General features: G+C 44.0%; 11 protein-coding genes. All 11 read right to left on the bottom strand.

The features are described 5' to 3' along the window. Positions 1-9 precede the first annotated feature (9 nt). The gene (fliD, locus tag Ga0466249_RS22820; protein ID WP_215831807.1) at positions 10-1,953 is read right to left on the bottom strand and encodes a flagellar filament capping protein FliD; all 1,944 of its coding nucleotides are present in this window, start codon (positions 1,951-1,953) and stop codon (positions 10-12) included. 38 nt (positions 1,954-1,991) lie between these two features. Further along, positions 1,992-3,383 carry a flagellar hook-associated protein FlgL gene (flgL, locus tag Ga0466249_RS22815; RefSeq protein ID WP_215831806.1) on the bottom strand — a complete coding sequence of 464 codons (1,392 nt, stop codon included), beginning with the start codon at positions 3,381-3,383 and terminating at the stop codon, positions 1,992-1,994. Between the two features lie 29 nt (positions 3,384-3,412). Further along, positions 3,413-4,963: a flagellar hook-associated protein FlgK gene (gene flgK, locus Ga0466249_RS22810; protein WP_215831805.1), complete on the bottom strand. Its 1,551-nt coding sequence runs from the start codon at positions 4,961-4,963 to the stop codon at positions 3,413-3,415. A gap of 32 nt (positions 4,964-4,995) precedes the next feature. Then, complete coding sequence (gene flgK, locus Ga0466249_RS22805) at positions 4,996-6,462, bottom strand: flagellar hook-associated protein FlgK (RefSeq protein ID WP_215831804.1); 1,467 nt, start codon at positions 6,460-6,462, stop codon at positions 4,996-4,998. A 23-nt stretch (positions 6,463-6,485) separates the two neighbouring features. After that, complete coding sequence (locus tag Ga0466249_RS22800; RefSeq protein WP_215831803.1) at positions 6,486-8,186, bottom strand: flagellar hook protein FlgE; 1,701 nt, start codon at positions 8,184-8,186, stop codon at positions 6,486-6,488. Positions 8,187-8,277: 91 nt separating this feature from the next. After that, the gene (locus Ga0466249_RS22795) at positions 8,278-8,712 is read right to left on the bottom strand and encodes a flagellar hook assembly protein FlgD (protein WP_215831802.1); all 435 of its coding nucleotides are present in this window, start codon (positions 8,710-8,712) and stop codon (positions 8,278-8,280) included. A gap of 166 nt (positions 8,713-8,878) precedes the next feature. Continuing rightward, positions 8,879-12,202: a flagellin N-terminal helical domain-containing protein gene (locus Ga0466249_RS27335; protein ID WP_215831801.1), complete on the bottom strand. Its 3,324-nt coding sequence runs from the start codon at positions 12,200-12,202 to the stop codon at positions 8,879-8,881. Between the two features lie 568 nt (positions 12,203-12,770). Then, entirely contained in the window at positions 12,771-12,947 is a 177-nt protein-coding gene (locus Ga0466249_RS22785) for a carbon storage regulator (RefSeq protein WP_215831800.1), read from the bottom strand. Positions 12,948-13,483: 536 nt separating this feature from the next. Beyond that, on the bottom strand, positions 13,484-14,740 hold the full coding sequence (locus Ga0466249_RS22780; protein WP_215831799.1) for a zinc-binding dehydrogenase: 1,257 nt from the start codon (positions 14,738-14,740) through the stop codon (positions 13,484-13,486). 22 nt (positions 14,741-14,762) lie between these two features. Continuing rightward, positions 14,763-15,695, bottom strand: coding sequence for a 1-phosphofructokinase (gene pfkB / locus Ga0466249_RS22775; RefSeq protein WP_215831798.1), 933 nt, complete (start codon positions 15,693-15,695; stop codon positions 14,763-14,765). Between the two features lie 32 nt (positions 15,696-15,727). Beyond that, positions 15,728-16,777: PTS sugar transporter subunit IIA (locus Ga0466249_RS22770; RefSeq protein WP_215831797.1), on the bottom strand; the 1,050-nt coding region annotated here is incomplete at its 5' end.

Genomic DNA, 16,777 nt, shown 5'->3' with positions numbered 1-16,777 from the left:
CTACCTTACTCAAGAGCTGGCAAATGAAGAAAGAAAAGACGACTGAGATGATAATTTTTCCAAAGCAGTTTCCATATTGGTAAACTGGGTGTAATAACGGTTTTCTTCATTATTGATACGTTTTTGCTCTGCCGTAATTTTATCGGCTAAGGTATTCATTTCTTTTGTCAGACCATTCGTTGTTTCTGAAGCATCGCCCGTCGTCCCCGCCTTTTCAATCAGCAGCCCCTTGGTGCCATTTGAATCACGCACCGTTCCGATATTATCCTGTAAAATATCATATAGCTTATAGGCCAAGCCCTCTTCACGTGTCCTGGTATTTCTTTCGCTGCTGTTAAGCGTCCGTACGGTAATGGTTCCCGGATAAGTTGTTGATTGCTGAATAAAAAAGTTCATTACACCTTGAGGATCATTACTTATCGCCTTTCTTAACTTATCTTCATCAATATAGAGTTTTCCCTTTTCCGTATATTTACCGGTAGTAATTCCAAGTTTAATCAAGCTCTCCGACTGTCCGGAAACGGAAGACATCAGCGCACTTCTCATATTATAAACCATACTATCTAATACTGAGTCCCGTTCCAGTAAGCCAGTCTGGGCTTTTTTATCCCAATTGGTTCTTTCCGTTTCTGACATAGCTTTTTGTTGGTCATCGGTAAGTGGTAGATAATTCTTGTCATAACTTTCCGATATTTTATCATTTACTTCCTTAATAAGCGTGTTATAACCAGTAATAAAATTACTAATTTTAGTATAGATACCATCCACATCCTGTGCGATATTAACCGAAGCAGCATCCGATGTTACCTTGTTTGCAGTATAGGTGACCCCGTCCTGGGTAAATGAATTGGAACTGCGGGTCAGTCTTTGCCTATCCAATACCACCTGCGCGTCCTTACCTTCAGTCGGGATAGTCAGCACTCTTGACACAAAGGTACCGCTAGTATCCGCTATGCTAAGTGTCTTACCGGCGCCGGTACTATTGGCGGTTATCACCAATTGATCGAAGTTTTGATCATATTTCATCGTCACATTAGCATCTGTATCTCTATTAATTGTATCGATCATGTCGCCGAGAGCTTCGCTTTTATCGAAAGAGAACTTCTTACCATTGATTGTAAATTCTATTTCCCCTGATGAGGAATCAAAAGCAAAGGGCGACTTCAGCTTCCCGGCAACCGTCGCCAGGGTATCCGACATACTCAGCCGATTTGACAGATTTGAACCGGCATTAAAACCGAGCGCGCTGAAAGCTCCTTTGGCAGAAGCGTTATTGACGGTAATACTACCGACACCGCTATTAGCGGTAGGGACAAATTTCAAACAACCGCTGTCTTCACTAACCGTAATTTTATTAATGGTCGTGCCGCTGCTGTCGTTGGCTGTGCCGATAGCCTTATTCATGGCGGCCTGCACATACTGCACGCCAGTTTGTGCAGAAGAATCATAGGCAGAATCAAAGGTTACCGTCCGGACAGTTCCATCCACCTTAATAGTAAAGCTTTTTCCCTTGAGAGAATCATAATCCGGCATGCCAGAACCTGACACATCTTTAGTAACGCCGCTGTTGCTTGCCTGCGTAGCAGCAGTAGCCAACTGGCTAACGGACAGAGTGTGAGTCCCTTTGACTGCATCGCCGTTCGCTATAGCCGAAACGGCGCTGTTATCACTGGTAACCTTAAATTGCTGAAAACTACTTTGCCTCAATATACTGTCCGACGACGCCAAATTCAAGTATTTATCGGAAAAAGCTGTAATGTCGCTAATTATTGTCCGGTACTGTTCCTGTTTCCATTTATCAATTTGATTCGTTTGTTTCAACTTATTCAGTGTTCCGGAATCCGCACTTATAAGTTTCTGAACCAAAGAATCCACATCCACACCAGAAGATAAACCACTGAATCGCGTGACACCATTAACCGTAGTTGGACTGGTTGAAGAACTAGACGACATGTTTTCTCCCTCCTTTGTCTATTCTGCTATATTCTCTGCTAACTGATATAATCCAACAAGCTTTTGCTGGTGGCTTTAGCGGCAGCAGCCAGAGAACTTTCGTAAACCACCTTAGCTGCAGCTACTTTGGTAATTACTTCGGCTGCATCAACCGATTCGTTGGTCGCCATTAATTTTGTATAAACGGTATTGTCATCCCCCAGCCGGTTGGTGGCAATAGAGGCCGTATTCTCCCTTGCTCCTAAGCTTGAAGTCACAGACGAAATCCGGTCAAGATCGGTATCCAAATCGCCGAGAATGCTGGTAAGGGTAAAGGCAGTCGGTTTGGCAGTCCCTCCGGCAGCTGTCGTGGCTGTCCCGACATAGGCAGTCAAAGCGCCGCCTGGCGTTCCGTCAGATACGACAACTGCACTGGAAGTACTGGTCGAAGCTGACGTAAATACAAGCTGATTGCTGCTGTTAAGGGAAGCACTAACCTTTCCGCTTAATGAGGTCGAGCTAATTCCTTTATTAACTGCAGCAACAAAAGCCGCCGACGATGCATAAGCTCCGGGCGGAATGGTAAGCTCCTTTGACGCACCTCCATCCACAGCAAGTGCAAGCTTGTCATTGATACCTGCCGTAACGGTACATCCGCCGGAGGAAAGAGTGACAGAACCTGTTGCCGTACCGCTGGAAATGGATTGATAGCTTTTTTTACCATCCAAACCAATGAACAATTTATCCAAAGTAGCAAATAAATTGTTGCCCGAATCTGTACCGACTACATCCTGGCCTTCCACATTAACTGTAATCTGATTACCAAAACCAATATTATAATTCATAGCCTGTTTGACTCCATTGTTCTGGTATACATTACCGGAATTAGCCGCATAAGCATCAGCATAAATCGTAGAATTTACATCGGTGGATACCGGCCCGTTTAAATCCACTATTTTCCCCTTAAAGGTCACTCTAGCCACCGTATCCGAGCCAACCGTAAGCGATTTTTCCGTGTACGGCTCTGTATCTGTCTCGTAACCAGCGAAAACATACCGTCCAGCATAAGAGGTATTCAGAATCTGAATACCCGTCTTCTTCAGCTGTGCTACTTCCTGCTTAATATCATTTAGGTTCGAATCATTCATACTGCCAGTAGAAGCAGTCACCGTTAAGTCACGAATCTTCTGTACCACATCGTGCAAATCGCTTAAAGCGCCTTCGGTGACCTTCATCCAGGAAGTGGCATCGTCGACATTTTTCTGATACTGCCCTACGGTAGACACATAGTTTCGGTACTTAACCGCCTGGGTAGCTACTTCAGGATCATCGGAAGGCAATTGGATTTTGGACTGGGTAGACTCCTGCTGCTGCGCCTTATCCAGGCGTTGCATATTATTGCTAATATTATAGAGACTGTTTGACATCATCATATTGCTTGTTACTCTCACAACAATCCCTCCTTACTTACTTTTTGCGATTAGATATTCACCATATCAATCGTTTTGGCATAAATCTCGCTCCAGATACTCACCATCTTGGAATTGGCTCGATATGCCGCCTGATATAGGGTCATACTGGCTGTTTCTTCATTGGGCTCCACCCCGGACACCGAAAGCCTGCGGTCATTGATCGTTTTTACCAGACTGGTGGCATTGGTAGATGAGCACTGTGCCGTTGAGCTGTCCGTCCCCAATGTGGAAATAATCGAACTATAAAAATCCTCCGGTGTTCCTTTGTTAAACATATTGCTGTCTTTCACCAGTTTAATCAACTTATCCATATTTTCAGCATTATCCTTGCCGCCGGAGCTGGACGCTGTCGCAATATTTTTGACATCATCCTCAATATCCTTTGACAAGGATATGTTGGCCGCCGTAATTTTTTGATATACCGCATTCACACCGTCAGCAGCAATCTGTGTCTTCAGATCAGCCGACGAGGCATTATTATAGGAGAAAAAGCGAATGCCGCTTGTAACGCCGTCAGCCAAATAGCCGCCGGCATGACCGGCGTATGATTTCGCAGCAGGAGTCTCCCCGGCCAGAATGCCCTCATTGAAAGCCTTGGCAAAAGTTTGGGCAAACTTGTTCAATTGATTAATATAATAAGGCACCCCTTTATAAGCCGAATTCGTTCCGTCGCCATCCCGCAAATCAAGTTCCGCTTTTAGCTGTCCACCGGTAGCCGTAAATGCTTCGCCTGTTTCCTCCCAGCTAACACTGTACATTCCATCGGTTGTGCCGTCTTGCGTAATTTCCAGCCTTTTGGCGTCACTGCCGTCAACAAGCGTAATACCATTGATCCGAATGGCAAGTTTTTTATTTTCCGTTTCATCCGACGACTGATTGACGGTTGTTTCCGTTACGCTTATATCTGTCAGTTTGGATAATTTGTCAACCAAAACGCCCCGCTGGTCTTTGAGTTCATTGGCATTCGCACCGCTTGCCAAGGCCTGGCTGATTCTGCCGTTCAAATCGGCAATCTGCTGAGCAAAAGAATTAATTTGATCCACTGCCATCTTGACGGCGCAATTCTTATCTTGCCTGATTTCACTTAGCTTCTGTGAACTTTCATTTAAATACTGGCAGATCCCCTGTCCCTTCTCCTTGAGCGAATTCCTGTTTGGATTGTCGCCAGGGTTTTTGTCTAAATCTTCCAAGGCAGAGTAAAAGTTTTCGAAAATTTTATTGAAACCACTGCTGGAAGTCGCAGTATTCAGCACTGCTTCCAGCTCTGTCAGGGCATTGGCCTTCGTATTCCAATCACCTAAGCGGGTATTTTCCTGCCAGTATCGCCCGTCCAGGCGGCAATCCCTGAGTTGACTTACAGAGGTCACCTCCGTGCCGTTGCCAAGTATGGAGCGTCCGCCATAAACAGCCGCTGCTCCAATCGCTTCTTGATTCACTATCTGCCGACAATAACCTTTGGTGTTGGCATTGCCGGTATTATTTGTAACCACTGACATAGCCGCCTGACTTGTATAAATACCCCGGCTGGCTATGTTAATGCCGGTAAAAGTTGCATTCATGTTAATTCCCCCAAACGCCTGTTATAAACTCTCTATCTCCCCAGTTGTTTAATCAAATCACTAATCAAAGTATCCGCAGTGCTCAATACCCGGGCACTGGCGTTATAGGCAGTTTGATAGATAATCATTTTAGACATTTCTTCATCCTGGGAAACGGAGGATATGGAATCCCGTTGGGTTCCGACCTGCACCCGCAGAGTACCCTGTGTATCGTAATTGCTGCCCGCCGTATTGCCCATCGTACTAATCCAGGAAAGCAGGGACTGATAAAAATCGGTTCCCGTCATGGACAAGCCATCAGAACTAAACATCTTTTCATTCTGCAATCCGGTGATTTTAGCAGCTACCGTATAATCACTTTTTGCACCGCTTGTGCCAGCAGCTATTTTGTTCATATCGCTCGCAACCGCTGGATTTAGCTGGATATTGCCCAGTCCCAAGGATGCGTTGCTGTTTATTTTAACAAACAGCGCCTCACCGGAATTGCCGTAAAGATCCTTGCCTGACTGCAACAGGGAATTAACCTTATTGGCTATGGTGGTCATCAAATTGTTCAGTCCCTGCCGCAAATCGGTGAGCGTACTGCTGCTTTGTGGCACAAAGTTATAAGTCGCTTCGCCTGTAAGGAATTTGGCTGCGCTCTGATCGGCTTCTTCCAAATCAGCCCTGATTGTGCCACTGGAAATACCGGCATCCATATCCAATTCCGCCCACTTTACCTGTAGTGTCGTGCCTGTTTCCACCACTGTCAGGGTATGCGTCATGTCCCCCTGTACCAATGTTACACCGCCAATACTGACATTTAAAGCGCCATTCGGCTGTTCAGCAACACTAATATTGGCCAGGGAAGACATCTTGTCTAACAGAGCATCGCGCTGATCACGCAAATTACCATTTTCACCGCCATTATTTTCCGCCAGCATAATCTCTTTGTTAAGCGCAACCAGGTCTTGGGCCCCATTATTCAGGCTGTCCACACTATCGTTTACCCGGTTGCCGGCATCCTGCTGCATTTCCGTCAACTGGGTGTTGATTTGATTAAACGTATTCACCAGCGCGGTGGCATATCCCACGATTGTACTGCGCGTACTTTGACTGCCGGCATCATTACTCAATTGATCCCAGCTATCAAAGAAATTTTTTATCGTTTGCTGCAACCCTTTGCTCGAACTAGTGGAGTTGTCGTAATTGCCATATTCGTTCAGTAATTTTTGTCCGTCTTCCAGCAGTGCATACTTCCTATTGTAATACGATGTTTTTCCGTTCACCTGCCGGTAAGTCTGATCAAGAAAACTGTCTCTTGCCCGACAAATCTCATTCACACCGGCACCACAGCCATAGGGCGTCCCGCCAATAATTTTTTCCGCGCTCGCGATCTGCTGACGGGAATAGCCAGGCGTCGTAATATTGGAAAGATTGTTGCTCACTACCGATAAACTGGCCTGATTGACATACATACCCGTCGTCGCAATGTTATATATGTTAAAGGTTGATCCCATAGCCAAACTCCTTATTTTAATGATTAACGTACCATATTAATAAGCGTTTCCTGCATTGTATCCTGGGTGGTAATAATTTTGCTGTTGGCCTGATAAGCCCGCGAAGTGATCATCATGTCACTAAACTGCTCGGCCAAATCAACATTGGAACCTTCCAGTGTACCGGCACTTAGACTTCCTGTCCCCCCTGAACCGGCTGCCACACCACCAGTAAAGTTTCCGGAATTGGTGGTCGTCGTATATAAATTATCGCCCACTTTTTCCAACCCGGCCGAATTAGTAAATTGGGCCAGAGCAATCATGCCTAGCGACTGCTTTTGACCATTATTATAAGAACCAATAATCGTTCCGTCACTGCCAATACTAAAATCGTCCAGATCACCGGCCGCGTATCCGTCGGTTCCGCCAGTCACCTTAGTTTCACCGCTGTTCATGTAGGTGGAAATTCCCGACATATCCATTTTTACAGTAATCGGACCCGAACCCGTTGGCCTGAGCGTAATGTTAGGCATTGCGTTAAAGTTTGCTGCATCAGTCGTAAGCAGTTTGCCATTGCTGTCAAACTCAAGATACCCGAAAGAAGGGGCACCCACCGTCATATCCTTAGAAGAGGACGCCGCCTGCCAAAACCAGGAGGTATTTCCGGTATGAGTAACACCGACAGTGGCCGTAGCTGTTCCTACATAGGCTGCCATAGCACCGGTATTCGTCCCGTCCGTTACAACGATCGCGCTGGAACCACCTGTCGAAGCAGATACAAAAGAAAGTTTGCCGTCTGAGGTCAACTTAGCCGTCACTTTGCCGGCTAAATCCGGTACACTGCTAATTGCCGTATTCACGGCAGCTACAAACGCACTGGGCGAAGCATAAGTACCGGGAGGAATGGTAATCTCGGTTGCCGCTCCTCCATCCACCGCAAGTTTAAACTGATCACCGGTGTCCTTAGTAACCGTATATCCACCGTTCGCCAGTACCACGCTTCCTGTTGCTGCCCCGCCGGTGCTGGCATCGGTACAGCATTTACTCATTTTCACCTGTACATCATAACTATTGCCCTGTGCATCATAAACCGTCATGGTAGTCAATGAATCCGGCGTGCTTGGAACAACACCGATATTGTGCATCGAAGTTCCACGGGCAGTCTTGGTCGGATCCAGATTGCCGGAAAGAACCCCGATAGTGCTGGCCTTGGGCGGAATAATCTTCTTATTGCCGTTCACGCCGTCGGCAAACACATTAATCGGTTGAACGGCTGTCTGAGTATTATAGGTGATTTTCCCATTGGCATCCGTGGTATATTGCTGCCAGCCGCATACTTTCATCCCATTGACTGTCAAATTGCCTTCTTTGTCCACACCGAAATTACCCGCGCGGGTAAATTTATATTCACTACCGTTTCCGTCCTTGACAATGAAAAAACCATCCCCGCCAATCGACGCGTCTCTGTTATTGCCTGTTGACTGAGTCGAACCCGTTGACATATCGGTATTGATTGAACTCACATTAACGCCAAGACCAATCTGCATGGGATTGGTACCGCCCCGGCCAGATGATGCACTTGGGCCGGTGGCTGCACGTATCGTCTGGCTGAAAATATCGCTAAAAGTCGCCCGCTGGCTTTTATAGCCGGGCGTACTGATATTGGCAATATTATTGCCAATGATATTCAATTTGGTTTGCTGCGCTTTCAAACCGGATACACCGGAATCCATAGCTGATGACATATTGATTTCCTCCCAGATTCTATTTCATCGATCGATCTGAAATAGCATTCAGCCTCTCCCATCGGAGTCCAGCTGATAAAAAATTTTCAAATCATTTGCTGGCAGCAGGAGCCACTATGATTACGTCACTGACCTTAACCAGTCCGCCATTCACCACAAGATAAGGTTCATCATTTTTCACTACCACCGCTTTTGCAGTACCGGTATCAGTAGTTGCAGCTCCGGTAGCGGAATCTGTCGTCTGGTAGGTTACTGATGTACCAATCAAATTATAAGCACTGTTCGTCGTTAGCATATTTTTCATGCCTTGCAGTTGGGACAAAGATTCCACCTGAGCCAGCTGCGCTACATATTCCGTATTGCTTACCGGGTTAGTAGGATCTTGATTTTGAAGTTCGGAAGCCAAGATTTTCATGAAAGTGTTGAAGTCACTGAGATTATTCGTTCCTTTCGTATCTTTTTTTGGGTCGGTATCTGTTGGTGTTTTCCACCAATCTGAGCTGCCACTCACTGGAGCTGTAGACATTGCAATTCCTCCTTTATCCCAGCGTCCTGCCGGATTTCAACAAATGTTATCGTCCCTGAAAATTTATCTAGACAGATTAACTTTCATCTGTCAATACTGCAAATAGAGTCAAAATACAAAGACCCTGACTCTATTTACCTGTATTGATTATCCAGCTATACTGCTATTATTTAAGCAGTGAAAGAACCTGTGATGGTTGTTGGTTAGCCTGAGCCAACATAGCCTGAGCTGCCTGTTGCAGAACAGTGTTTTTCTGGTAATTGGCCATTTCAGCAGCCATATCCACGTCACGAATACGAGATTCGGCGGAGGTCATGTTTTCTGAAGTCGTAGTCAAATTATTGATAGTGTGATCCAAACGGTTTTCATAAGCACCCAGTTTGGCACGTTCAGCCGATACCGCTTGAGTTGCATTGTCAATTATCGTGATGGCTGACTCAGCACCTGCCTGAGTACTTACATCCACGGAAGACAAAGCCAGGGACTGAACGTTCATTTTGTTAATGGCAACATTCATAGTCTGATTTTGATTAGCTCCGATTTGGAAGGTCAAGGAACCATCGCTCTGAATATCGGTAGCTGCCTGGGTTTCCGAGTAAGCGCTTAAATCGCTGCCGAAATTAGCAGCTATCTTAGTAGCATCGGTAGCCGAATTCTGCACCGTCATAGTAAGATCGGAAACGGCATTCGCGATACCAGCCTGTCCGGTAATCTGAATCTTATTATCTTTAATAGCTACGCTAGAGGAACCGCCAATAGCGGATTGAATCTTATCAGCAAGATCCTGCAGAGTAGTTGTAGAGGTAACAGCAAGGGTTGCGGTTTTTTGTTGTCCGCCTACTAAGACGCTGACATTAATCTGGTTGCCAGCTTTTACACCGTAACTATTACCATCGGCATCTGCCAAAGATACCAAAGTATCTGTCGATCCGGTACCACCATTTGTTTTGGCCCCTTGCCCTGCAACTTCATTTGCAGTATTGTTAGTGCCTGTAGCAGCAATCATCTTAGTAAACCCTGCATTACCAGTAGTAGCCGTTACAACCACACTGCTTTTAGAACCGGTCGTAGCTGATGTAAATACAAGTCGATTATCACCATCTAAGGAAGCAGTAACTTTTCCTTTCAAAGCAGAATTAGCATTAATTGCAGTATTCACAGCCTCCTTAAGTTGATCTTGTGTATATGTGCCAGCCGCAACAGTAACATCAACACCTGCAGCGCCGTCTACTGCAATATTAACCTTATCGTCAGTACCCGCAGTTATAGTTGTCGAACCGCCAAGAACAACGCTGCCGGTAGAAGTACCGCTCGCTGCTACCGCGTCACCCTGTGTGGGACCACCGACCAGAGCAGACGCACCAGTACCCTTAACAGATACACTACTGGAAGCGCCGTTTGAGGTTGATGTAAACTTAAGATGACCACTACCATCATTGGCAACAGTGACTTTTCCGGCTAAATCTGAATCAGCAGCAATTTTAGCAGTTATATCTGATATAACTGCTGCAATATTTGCGTCAGCCCCAAGCGTAATAGTTTTAGCAGTGCCGCCATCTACTCCGATAGTCAGTTTATCACCAGCTGTCGCACTGGTAGGAGTAGCGCTACCGGTGAAAGTACCACTCGTTGCCAATGACCCGGTAACTGCCGTTTGAGCACCGATCCCGTTCGCACCAGTCACAGCATTACCTGTAACAGCCACATTACGAGCACTACCAACTGTTGTAAACACCAGCTGATTATTACTATCTAAGGCAGCAGTGACTTTACCGTTTAAACTACCACCACTAATAGCACTTTGTACCTGTGATAAAACTGAAGCTCCTGTATTTGTGCCATTCGCAAGTGTAATATCAACGCCGGCACCGCCATCCACCGAGACAGTAATTGTATCATTAGTACCAGTAGCTATGTTTGGCGCCGAAGCTACGAGATTAGTGCCACCGGTGGAAGTGCCGTGAACCATTGCTGCCCCGTCAGCCTTCGTTGGTGGAGTACCACCGAACACAGCAGTCGCAGCAGTACCTGTAATATCGAGATTGCTGTTTTTACCGGTTGCAGCTGATGTAAACACAACATGATTAGTTCTATCTAAGGAAGCAGTGACTTTTCCTTTTAAAGTAGAACCATCAATAGCGGTGTTTATAGCTTTCACAAGATCCGTTTGTGAATATCCTGTGCTATTTGCAATCGTAACATTAACACCCGCGCCGCCATCTACTGCGATATTAAGTGTATTGTTAGCACTAGTTATAGCTGTCGAAGCGCCAAGAGCAGTGGTGCCTGTTTCAGTGGCGCCATGAGTAGCAGTAGCACTTATTAGAGTTGTAAAGGCACTGTTTGTACCATCCGTAACACTCACCTTGCTAGCTGTACCAGTTGCAGCCGATTTAAATACAAGATTTTTACCAGTACTATCTACCTCAGCAGTAACTTTGCCTTTTAAAGTAGAAGCATTAATAGCGTCGTTCACGGCACCGACAAGATCATTTGCACTAGTATAGTTCTTCTGCGCAATTGTAACTTGAGTACCGCTGCTAGCTCCATCCAATGTGATGGTAAGTTGATCATTAACGCCAGTAGCAATATTCGCTCCGCCTGAAATATCCACAGTACCGGTTGCAGTGCCGTGATCACCACCTGACACCGTTGTCTTGGCGTCAATGCCGACAGCTTCAGTTTTAGTTGTCATGCCTAAAGTTGCTGTTGCATCGTTTGTACCTGCCATAACAGCTACTGTACTGTTTTTGCCAGTGCTGGCGGAAACAAAGGACAATTCTCCATTAGAAGCTACTTCTGCAGTCACTTTACCGGCTAACGCAGTGTTATTGCCGATGGCAGTGTTTACCGCAGACGCCAAATCAGACGCAGAGGTATAGGTACCCGCCGCAATGGTAATTTCCTGGCTGCCGCCACCGTCAACATTTAGTTTTAGCTGGTTATTGGAACCGGCAAGAGTAACAGGAAGAGTTACCGAACTTCCGCCCACTGAAGTCCCCTGCGTAGCCGCGGTTTTCATCTCAACGGAGTCTAATTTTGTACCGAGAGCAACGCTACTGCCTGCTGACAGACTGCCGTCAAGCAGATTTTTGGTATTAAACTGGGTAGTAGTGGAAATCCGGTCAATTTCACTTTTTAACTGTTTAACTTCCTTTTCGCACGCCGCGCGGTCACTGTTGGTAGAAGTATCACTGGATGACTGAACCGCCAGTTCCCGCATACGCTGCAGAATACTGGTTGTTTCATTGAGAGCCCCTTCTGCAGTTTGTACCAAAGAAATACCATTCTGGGAATTGCTTTTCGCCTGGTCTAAGCCGCGAATCTGTCCACGCATTTTTTCTGAAATCGCCAAACCTGCCGAATCATCGGCTGCACTATTAATACGTAGACCTGAAGATAATTTCGCCAAAGATGATTGGGTGGCTTTCTCATTTTTACTTAAGGAATTCAAAGTGTTTAATGAAGCAAGATTGTGGTTAATAATCATAATAAAACCTCCGTGTTTTTTTTAGTGAACTTCCATTTTCACCTTTTTATAACAAGCCTCATGGCCACTCGGCTTATTACCAGATTAGAAATACTTGCCTAGAAAGAATTGTTTCCTAAATTAAAAGGACGATTACACTTGTTGTTTTGTATCAGTGTCCTACTGGTATCAACAAATGTAATCGTCCTTGAGATTTGTATGGTTTTCATATATTCAGATTAAGTCGCTATATTTGTTTTGCGTTACTCCTCCTTGAACAAAAAAAAGACAACCCAGTGTTCCAAACTCCTTTGCATCCTGCAAAAGACTGTTTGGTCCATCGGATCGTCCTTGTTTAGATAATTTACACATTCATTATGCTTACAGCTTGTGTCACATGTTAATTTTCTAATAGAAAGTTTTTCTCTATTATTTATTATATCGTAGAACTTATCATTTTACTTAAGTGTTTTTTTTATTTTTCATCATTTATTCTTCAAAGTTTTCGTTACTCATAGACAGGAAGAATAGTAAATCCACTTTCACTGCAATTGTAATCTTCCTTACGATTTATGTAGTTTTCATATATTCAGGTTAAGTTGCTGTATTTGTTTTGCGTTTCATAGATTTCGCCACGAGTAATATTTATGCTTTTCGGGGCATTGATAGCCAATCTCAAATCCCCATCCGCACTTCTAACGACCTTGACCATAATGTCCTCACCAATCATCACAAATTCGCCTGGTTTTCTGCCTAATACTAACATAATCATTCCTCCTTGAACAAAAAAAGGGACAACTCAATGCTCCAAACCCTTTTGCATCCTGCAAAATTTAGTTTGGCCCATGAATCGTCCCTGTTTAGATATCTTTATATATTCATTCGCTTACAGCTTGTGTCACATTTTGATTTTCTAATAGAGTATGACCATTCCTCCTTGTGCAAAAAAAAAGATAACCCAGCGTTCCAAACCCCCTTTGCATCCTGCAAAAGATTTGGCCCTGTGGATCGTCCTTGTTTAGGTATTTTTACATATTCATTGTACTGACAGCTTGTGTCACATTTTGATTTATTAATAGGTCTTTTTTCCCTACTATTTACTATATCGTAGAACTTATCATAATACTTAAGTGCTTTTCTAGTATTTTTCTAATATTTCCCTAATGTTTTTTAGTTGTAGCTCTTTACATCCACTTCCATCCTGCGTTCCTCCATTTCAGTATAACGACGCATCTGGCTAAGTGGGAATAATTCCAATGACAATGACTAAATTTGATAAGACATTGCTTGATCATTTACACATTATCTCCAATTTTCCAATAAATATTTCTCAGCCTCCGTACACCATAAACCGTTATTTTCGCTGGTTATTTCTGCAAGTCTTGCGAAATGCGGATTTTCTTTACCTTTTTCCTCAAAGTCGGCAATTGCCGTTAATTCCATATCTATGCCCGTATAAATTAGCTTTTTCCCTGCCGGTTCCTCCGGTAACCTTAAAGTAGCTTCTGCAGCACTATCTAGTCCTCCAATATGAGTTACCATAACAGATGGATTAATCAACTTCTTTTCTGTCATCCGCAAAGATTCAATCATGTCATCCGTATTACCGCCAGTGGTCCCAATAATATGAGTTGAATTATAATGAACATTATAAAAATTGCACTCACCGGAAAAATTAACATCTGTTGGTCCTGCGAAAAAGTTCAGACATCCATCTCTTCCCAATATTTTGTCCCCCTGCTTAACTAAAGGCTTTACCGGAGTAAATACATATACATCATCAAAACCTGTGCCGCCTGTTAAATTTCTCAAATATTCAGATGGATCTTCCAACCCTTTCGTATTTGCAAAGATAAGCTCTATTCCGTTTTCCTTCGCTTCTGTAATAGAAAATATACTCTCGGCTCTCGCTAATCTTTTTTCATCTACATCCGTCACTACAATCATTTTTGGTCTTCGATCACAATGCATTGCATAATCAATGGCACCCAGTCCCATCGGACCTACACCGGCAAGGATAGCGAGTTTCCCCCCTTCCGCAATTCCCATCCTATGCTCGTAGCTTCCCATCATGGTATGATAATTAGCATGAAAAGCTCCAATAATACAAGACAAGGGTTCCGCTAAAGAAGCCTCGTAATAAGATTCCCCTTCATATTTTAACAAGCATCCTAATTCCATTACTTCCTGGGGCATAATAACATAGGTTGCTGCCCCACCACAATACCGATAGGAATAACCAGGCGAATCCATACTGCCTTTATAATTCAGTGCTGGTTGCATGGAAAATTTTTCTCCCGCTTTAAACTGATCTTTCCACTTAGAACCAACCTCAATGATATTTCCTGCCATTTCATGTCCGATAATAATCGGGTTCTCAGCTATGTCCGCAGGAACCCTTTTGTGATCGGTTGCTAATAGGGCTGCTTTATAACTTGACATACATATACTGTCTGAAATTACTTGAACGAGTATCTCATCTTCTTCGATTTGAGGTAATTCAAACTCGTCTAAACGCAAATCCTTTTTTCCATATAATCGAACGGCTCTTGTTTTCATATTATAATCCCCTCTACTCATATTATAAATATTTCCATTTTACTTCTTTTTCTAATTTTTCAATTACCTTAAGAGAGCTAGGCTCTGTACCGCAAGTCATCACATTGGCTGTACCAGCAGCAACCGCTAATGTAGCAGCTTTTTCAAAAGCGTATCCCTCATCTATGGCATAAGCAAGCGCGGCCACCATAGAATCCCCTGCTCCTACAGTGCTCTTTACAGCTACTGTAATCCCCTCTGCCAATAGGGCGACCTCCTTATTTAAAAACAAGGCCCCTTTCTCTCCCAGGGAAACAACCACTATTTCTATCCCATACTTCTCCATAAGCGTTCGAGAATGCTCGACCGCTTCTTCAACGCTTACGATCTTTCTATCAAGTAATCTTTCCAGTTCATGAATGTTGGGTTTTATCAAATATGGCCCAGCCTCAATTCCTAACCGTAAAAGTTCTCCGTCTGCATCCAATAAAGTTCTTGCGCCCTTTTTTTTAGCGCCATAAATCCATTTTTGATAGATGTCATTTTCCATATTAGGAGGAACACTGCCCGAGAATATCATAACTGATTTTTCACTGACGGATTGTGAAAGATAGTTATCAATCTGCTTGATATCTGCCTCCGTAATTTCGGGTCCACTTTCATTTATATCGGTATTTGTCTGCTGTAAAGGATCCACAATCTTGAGATTCGTTCTTGATTCTCCCTCAATGAAAACAAACTCATTTGCAATACCCATTTCGTCTAAATATTCTTTGATAAACGCCCCGGCTTTTCCACCAAGAAATCCTATAGCTCTGCTCTTACCCCCTAAGCTCAGTATGATTTTAGAAACATTGATACCTTTACCACCCGCATCTAATCTTACAGATGATACTCTATTGACCCTATTGATATGAACATCATTGATTTCCACCGTTTTATCAACTGCCGGATTTAACGTAACGGTAATGATCATTATTTATCCCCCAGAGATTTGAAATTTTCATGCTAATTTTGACTATAAAAAAGCTGATATAAATATTCGCTATCTGTCGTAGTTCTTAACACTTCTACCATACTATCGTCTTCCGCATTGACTGCTGTGGCAATATTTGAAAGAATGCTTAGATGCTCATTTCCTACGCCTGCTATCCCAATTACCAGATAGGCCTTTCCCTCACCAAAGGAAACCCCCTCTGGAAATTGCAAAACCACCATTCCTGAATTTCTAATATTATCTTTCGCTTTCCCAACTCCATGCGGAATAGCAATTCCTTTGCCAATATAGGTCGTAAGATCGTTTTCTCTCTCAATCATGGCTTCAATATACTCTTCATTTACATATCCACCTTGATACAGTAAACGCCCCGCCATTCTAATGGCTTCATCCCGTTCCATACTTTCCAGACCCAAGAGGATATTGCTTTTTCTGAGAACGACATTATCTGCCACATCAGCACTTACTTCCTCAATAACGGATGTCTTGATCGCAGTCAGTCGTTCGCTTAACAGTTCAAAAACATGATTTTCAATAAAATCCGGGACCAATATATGCTCGGCATGAGGTGATTTAGCTTTAGCACGAGCAGCCAGTTTTTCATGGGTAATAACAATCTGTGCATCGGCGGGAATCGCGTCGATTGCACAATTTACTACTTCGATATTGAGTCCGGCCTTCTGAAATTTATTGCGCAACATAGTGGCTCCCATTGCACTCGATCCCATCCCTGCATCACAGGCAAAAATGACTTTCGTAACTGCCCTTTTAACCTGAGTTCCCTTAAGATTCTTAACTTTTATCCTAGATTCTTCCAGCTTGGAATCATCCTGTTTGGTACTAGCTTGTTTTACAAACACGGCAGCAATGAGAAATGAAACCGCTGTTGATACGAGTATTCCAGACAGAACGGCTGCATATCCACCCTTGGGGGTCATCGCTAATACGGCAATAATACTTCCCGGAGAAGGCGTTGCCACGAGTCCTGCTCCTAATACATTGAAAGTAAACACGCCACTTGCTCCCCCGCATATCACGGCGATTAGCAGTAAAGGATTCAT

This window comes from Pelorhabdus rhamnosifermentans, assembly GCF_018835585.1.
GTDB classification, from domain to species: Bacteria; Bacillota; Negativicutes; order UMGS1260; family UMGS1260; genus Pelorhabdus; species Pelorhabdus rhamnosifermentans.
This window is presented reverse-complemented; position numbering and strand designations above follow the sequence as displayed.

What these genes read in the sequence shown, in the direction of transcription:
- fliD (WP_215831807.1), bottom strand. Translation starts at nt 1,953, where the DNA reads ATGTCGTCTAGTTCTTCAACCAGTCCAACTACGGTTAATGGTGTCACG.
- Ga0466249_RS22785 (WP_215831800.1), bottom strand. Translation starts at nt 12,947, where the DNA reads ATGTTAGTATTAGGCAGAAAACCAGGCGAATTTGTGATGATTGGTGAG.
- flgK (WP_215831804.1), bottom strand. Translation starts at nt 6,462, where the DNA reads ATGGGATCAACCTTTAACATATATAACATTGCGACGACGGGTATGTAT.
- flgK (WP_215831805.1), bottom strand. Translation starts at nt 4,963, where the DNA reads ATGAATGCAACTTTTACCGGCATTAACATAGCCAGCCGGGGTATTTAT.
- Ga0466249_RS27335 (WP_215831801.1), bottom strand. Translation starts at nt 12,202, where the DNA reads ATGATTATTAACCACAATCTTGCTTCATTAAACACTTTGAATTCCTTA.
- Ga0466249_RS22800 (WP_215831803.1), bottom strand. Translation starts at nt 8,186, where the DNA reads ATGTCATCAGCTATGGATTCCGGTGTATCCGGTTTGAAAGCGCAGCAA.
- Ga0466249_RS22795 (WP_215831802.1), bottom strand. Translation starts at nt 8,712, where the DNA reads ATGTCTACAGCTCCAGTGAGTGGCAGCTCAGATTGGTGGAAAACACCA.
- Ga0466249_RS22780 (WP_215831799.1), bottom strand. Translation starts at nt 14,740, where the DNA reads ATGAAAACAAGAGCCGTTCGATTATATGGAAAAAAGGATTTGCGTTTA.
- pfkB (WP_215831798.1), bottom strand. Translation starts at nt 15,695, where the DNA reads ATGATCATTACCGTTACGTTAAATCCGGCAGTTGATAAAACGGTGGAA.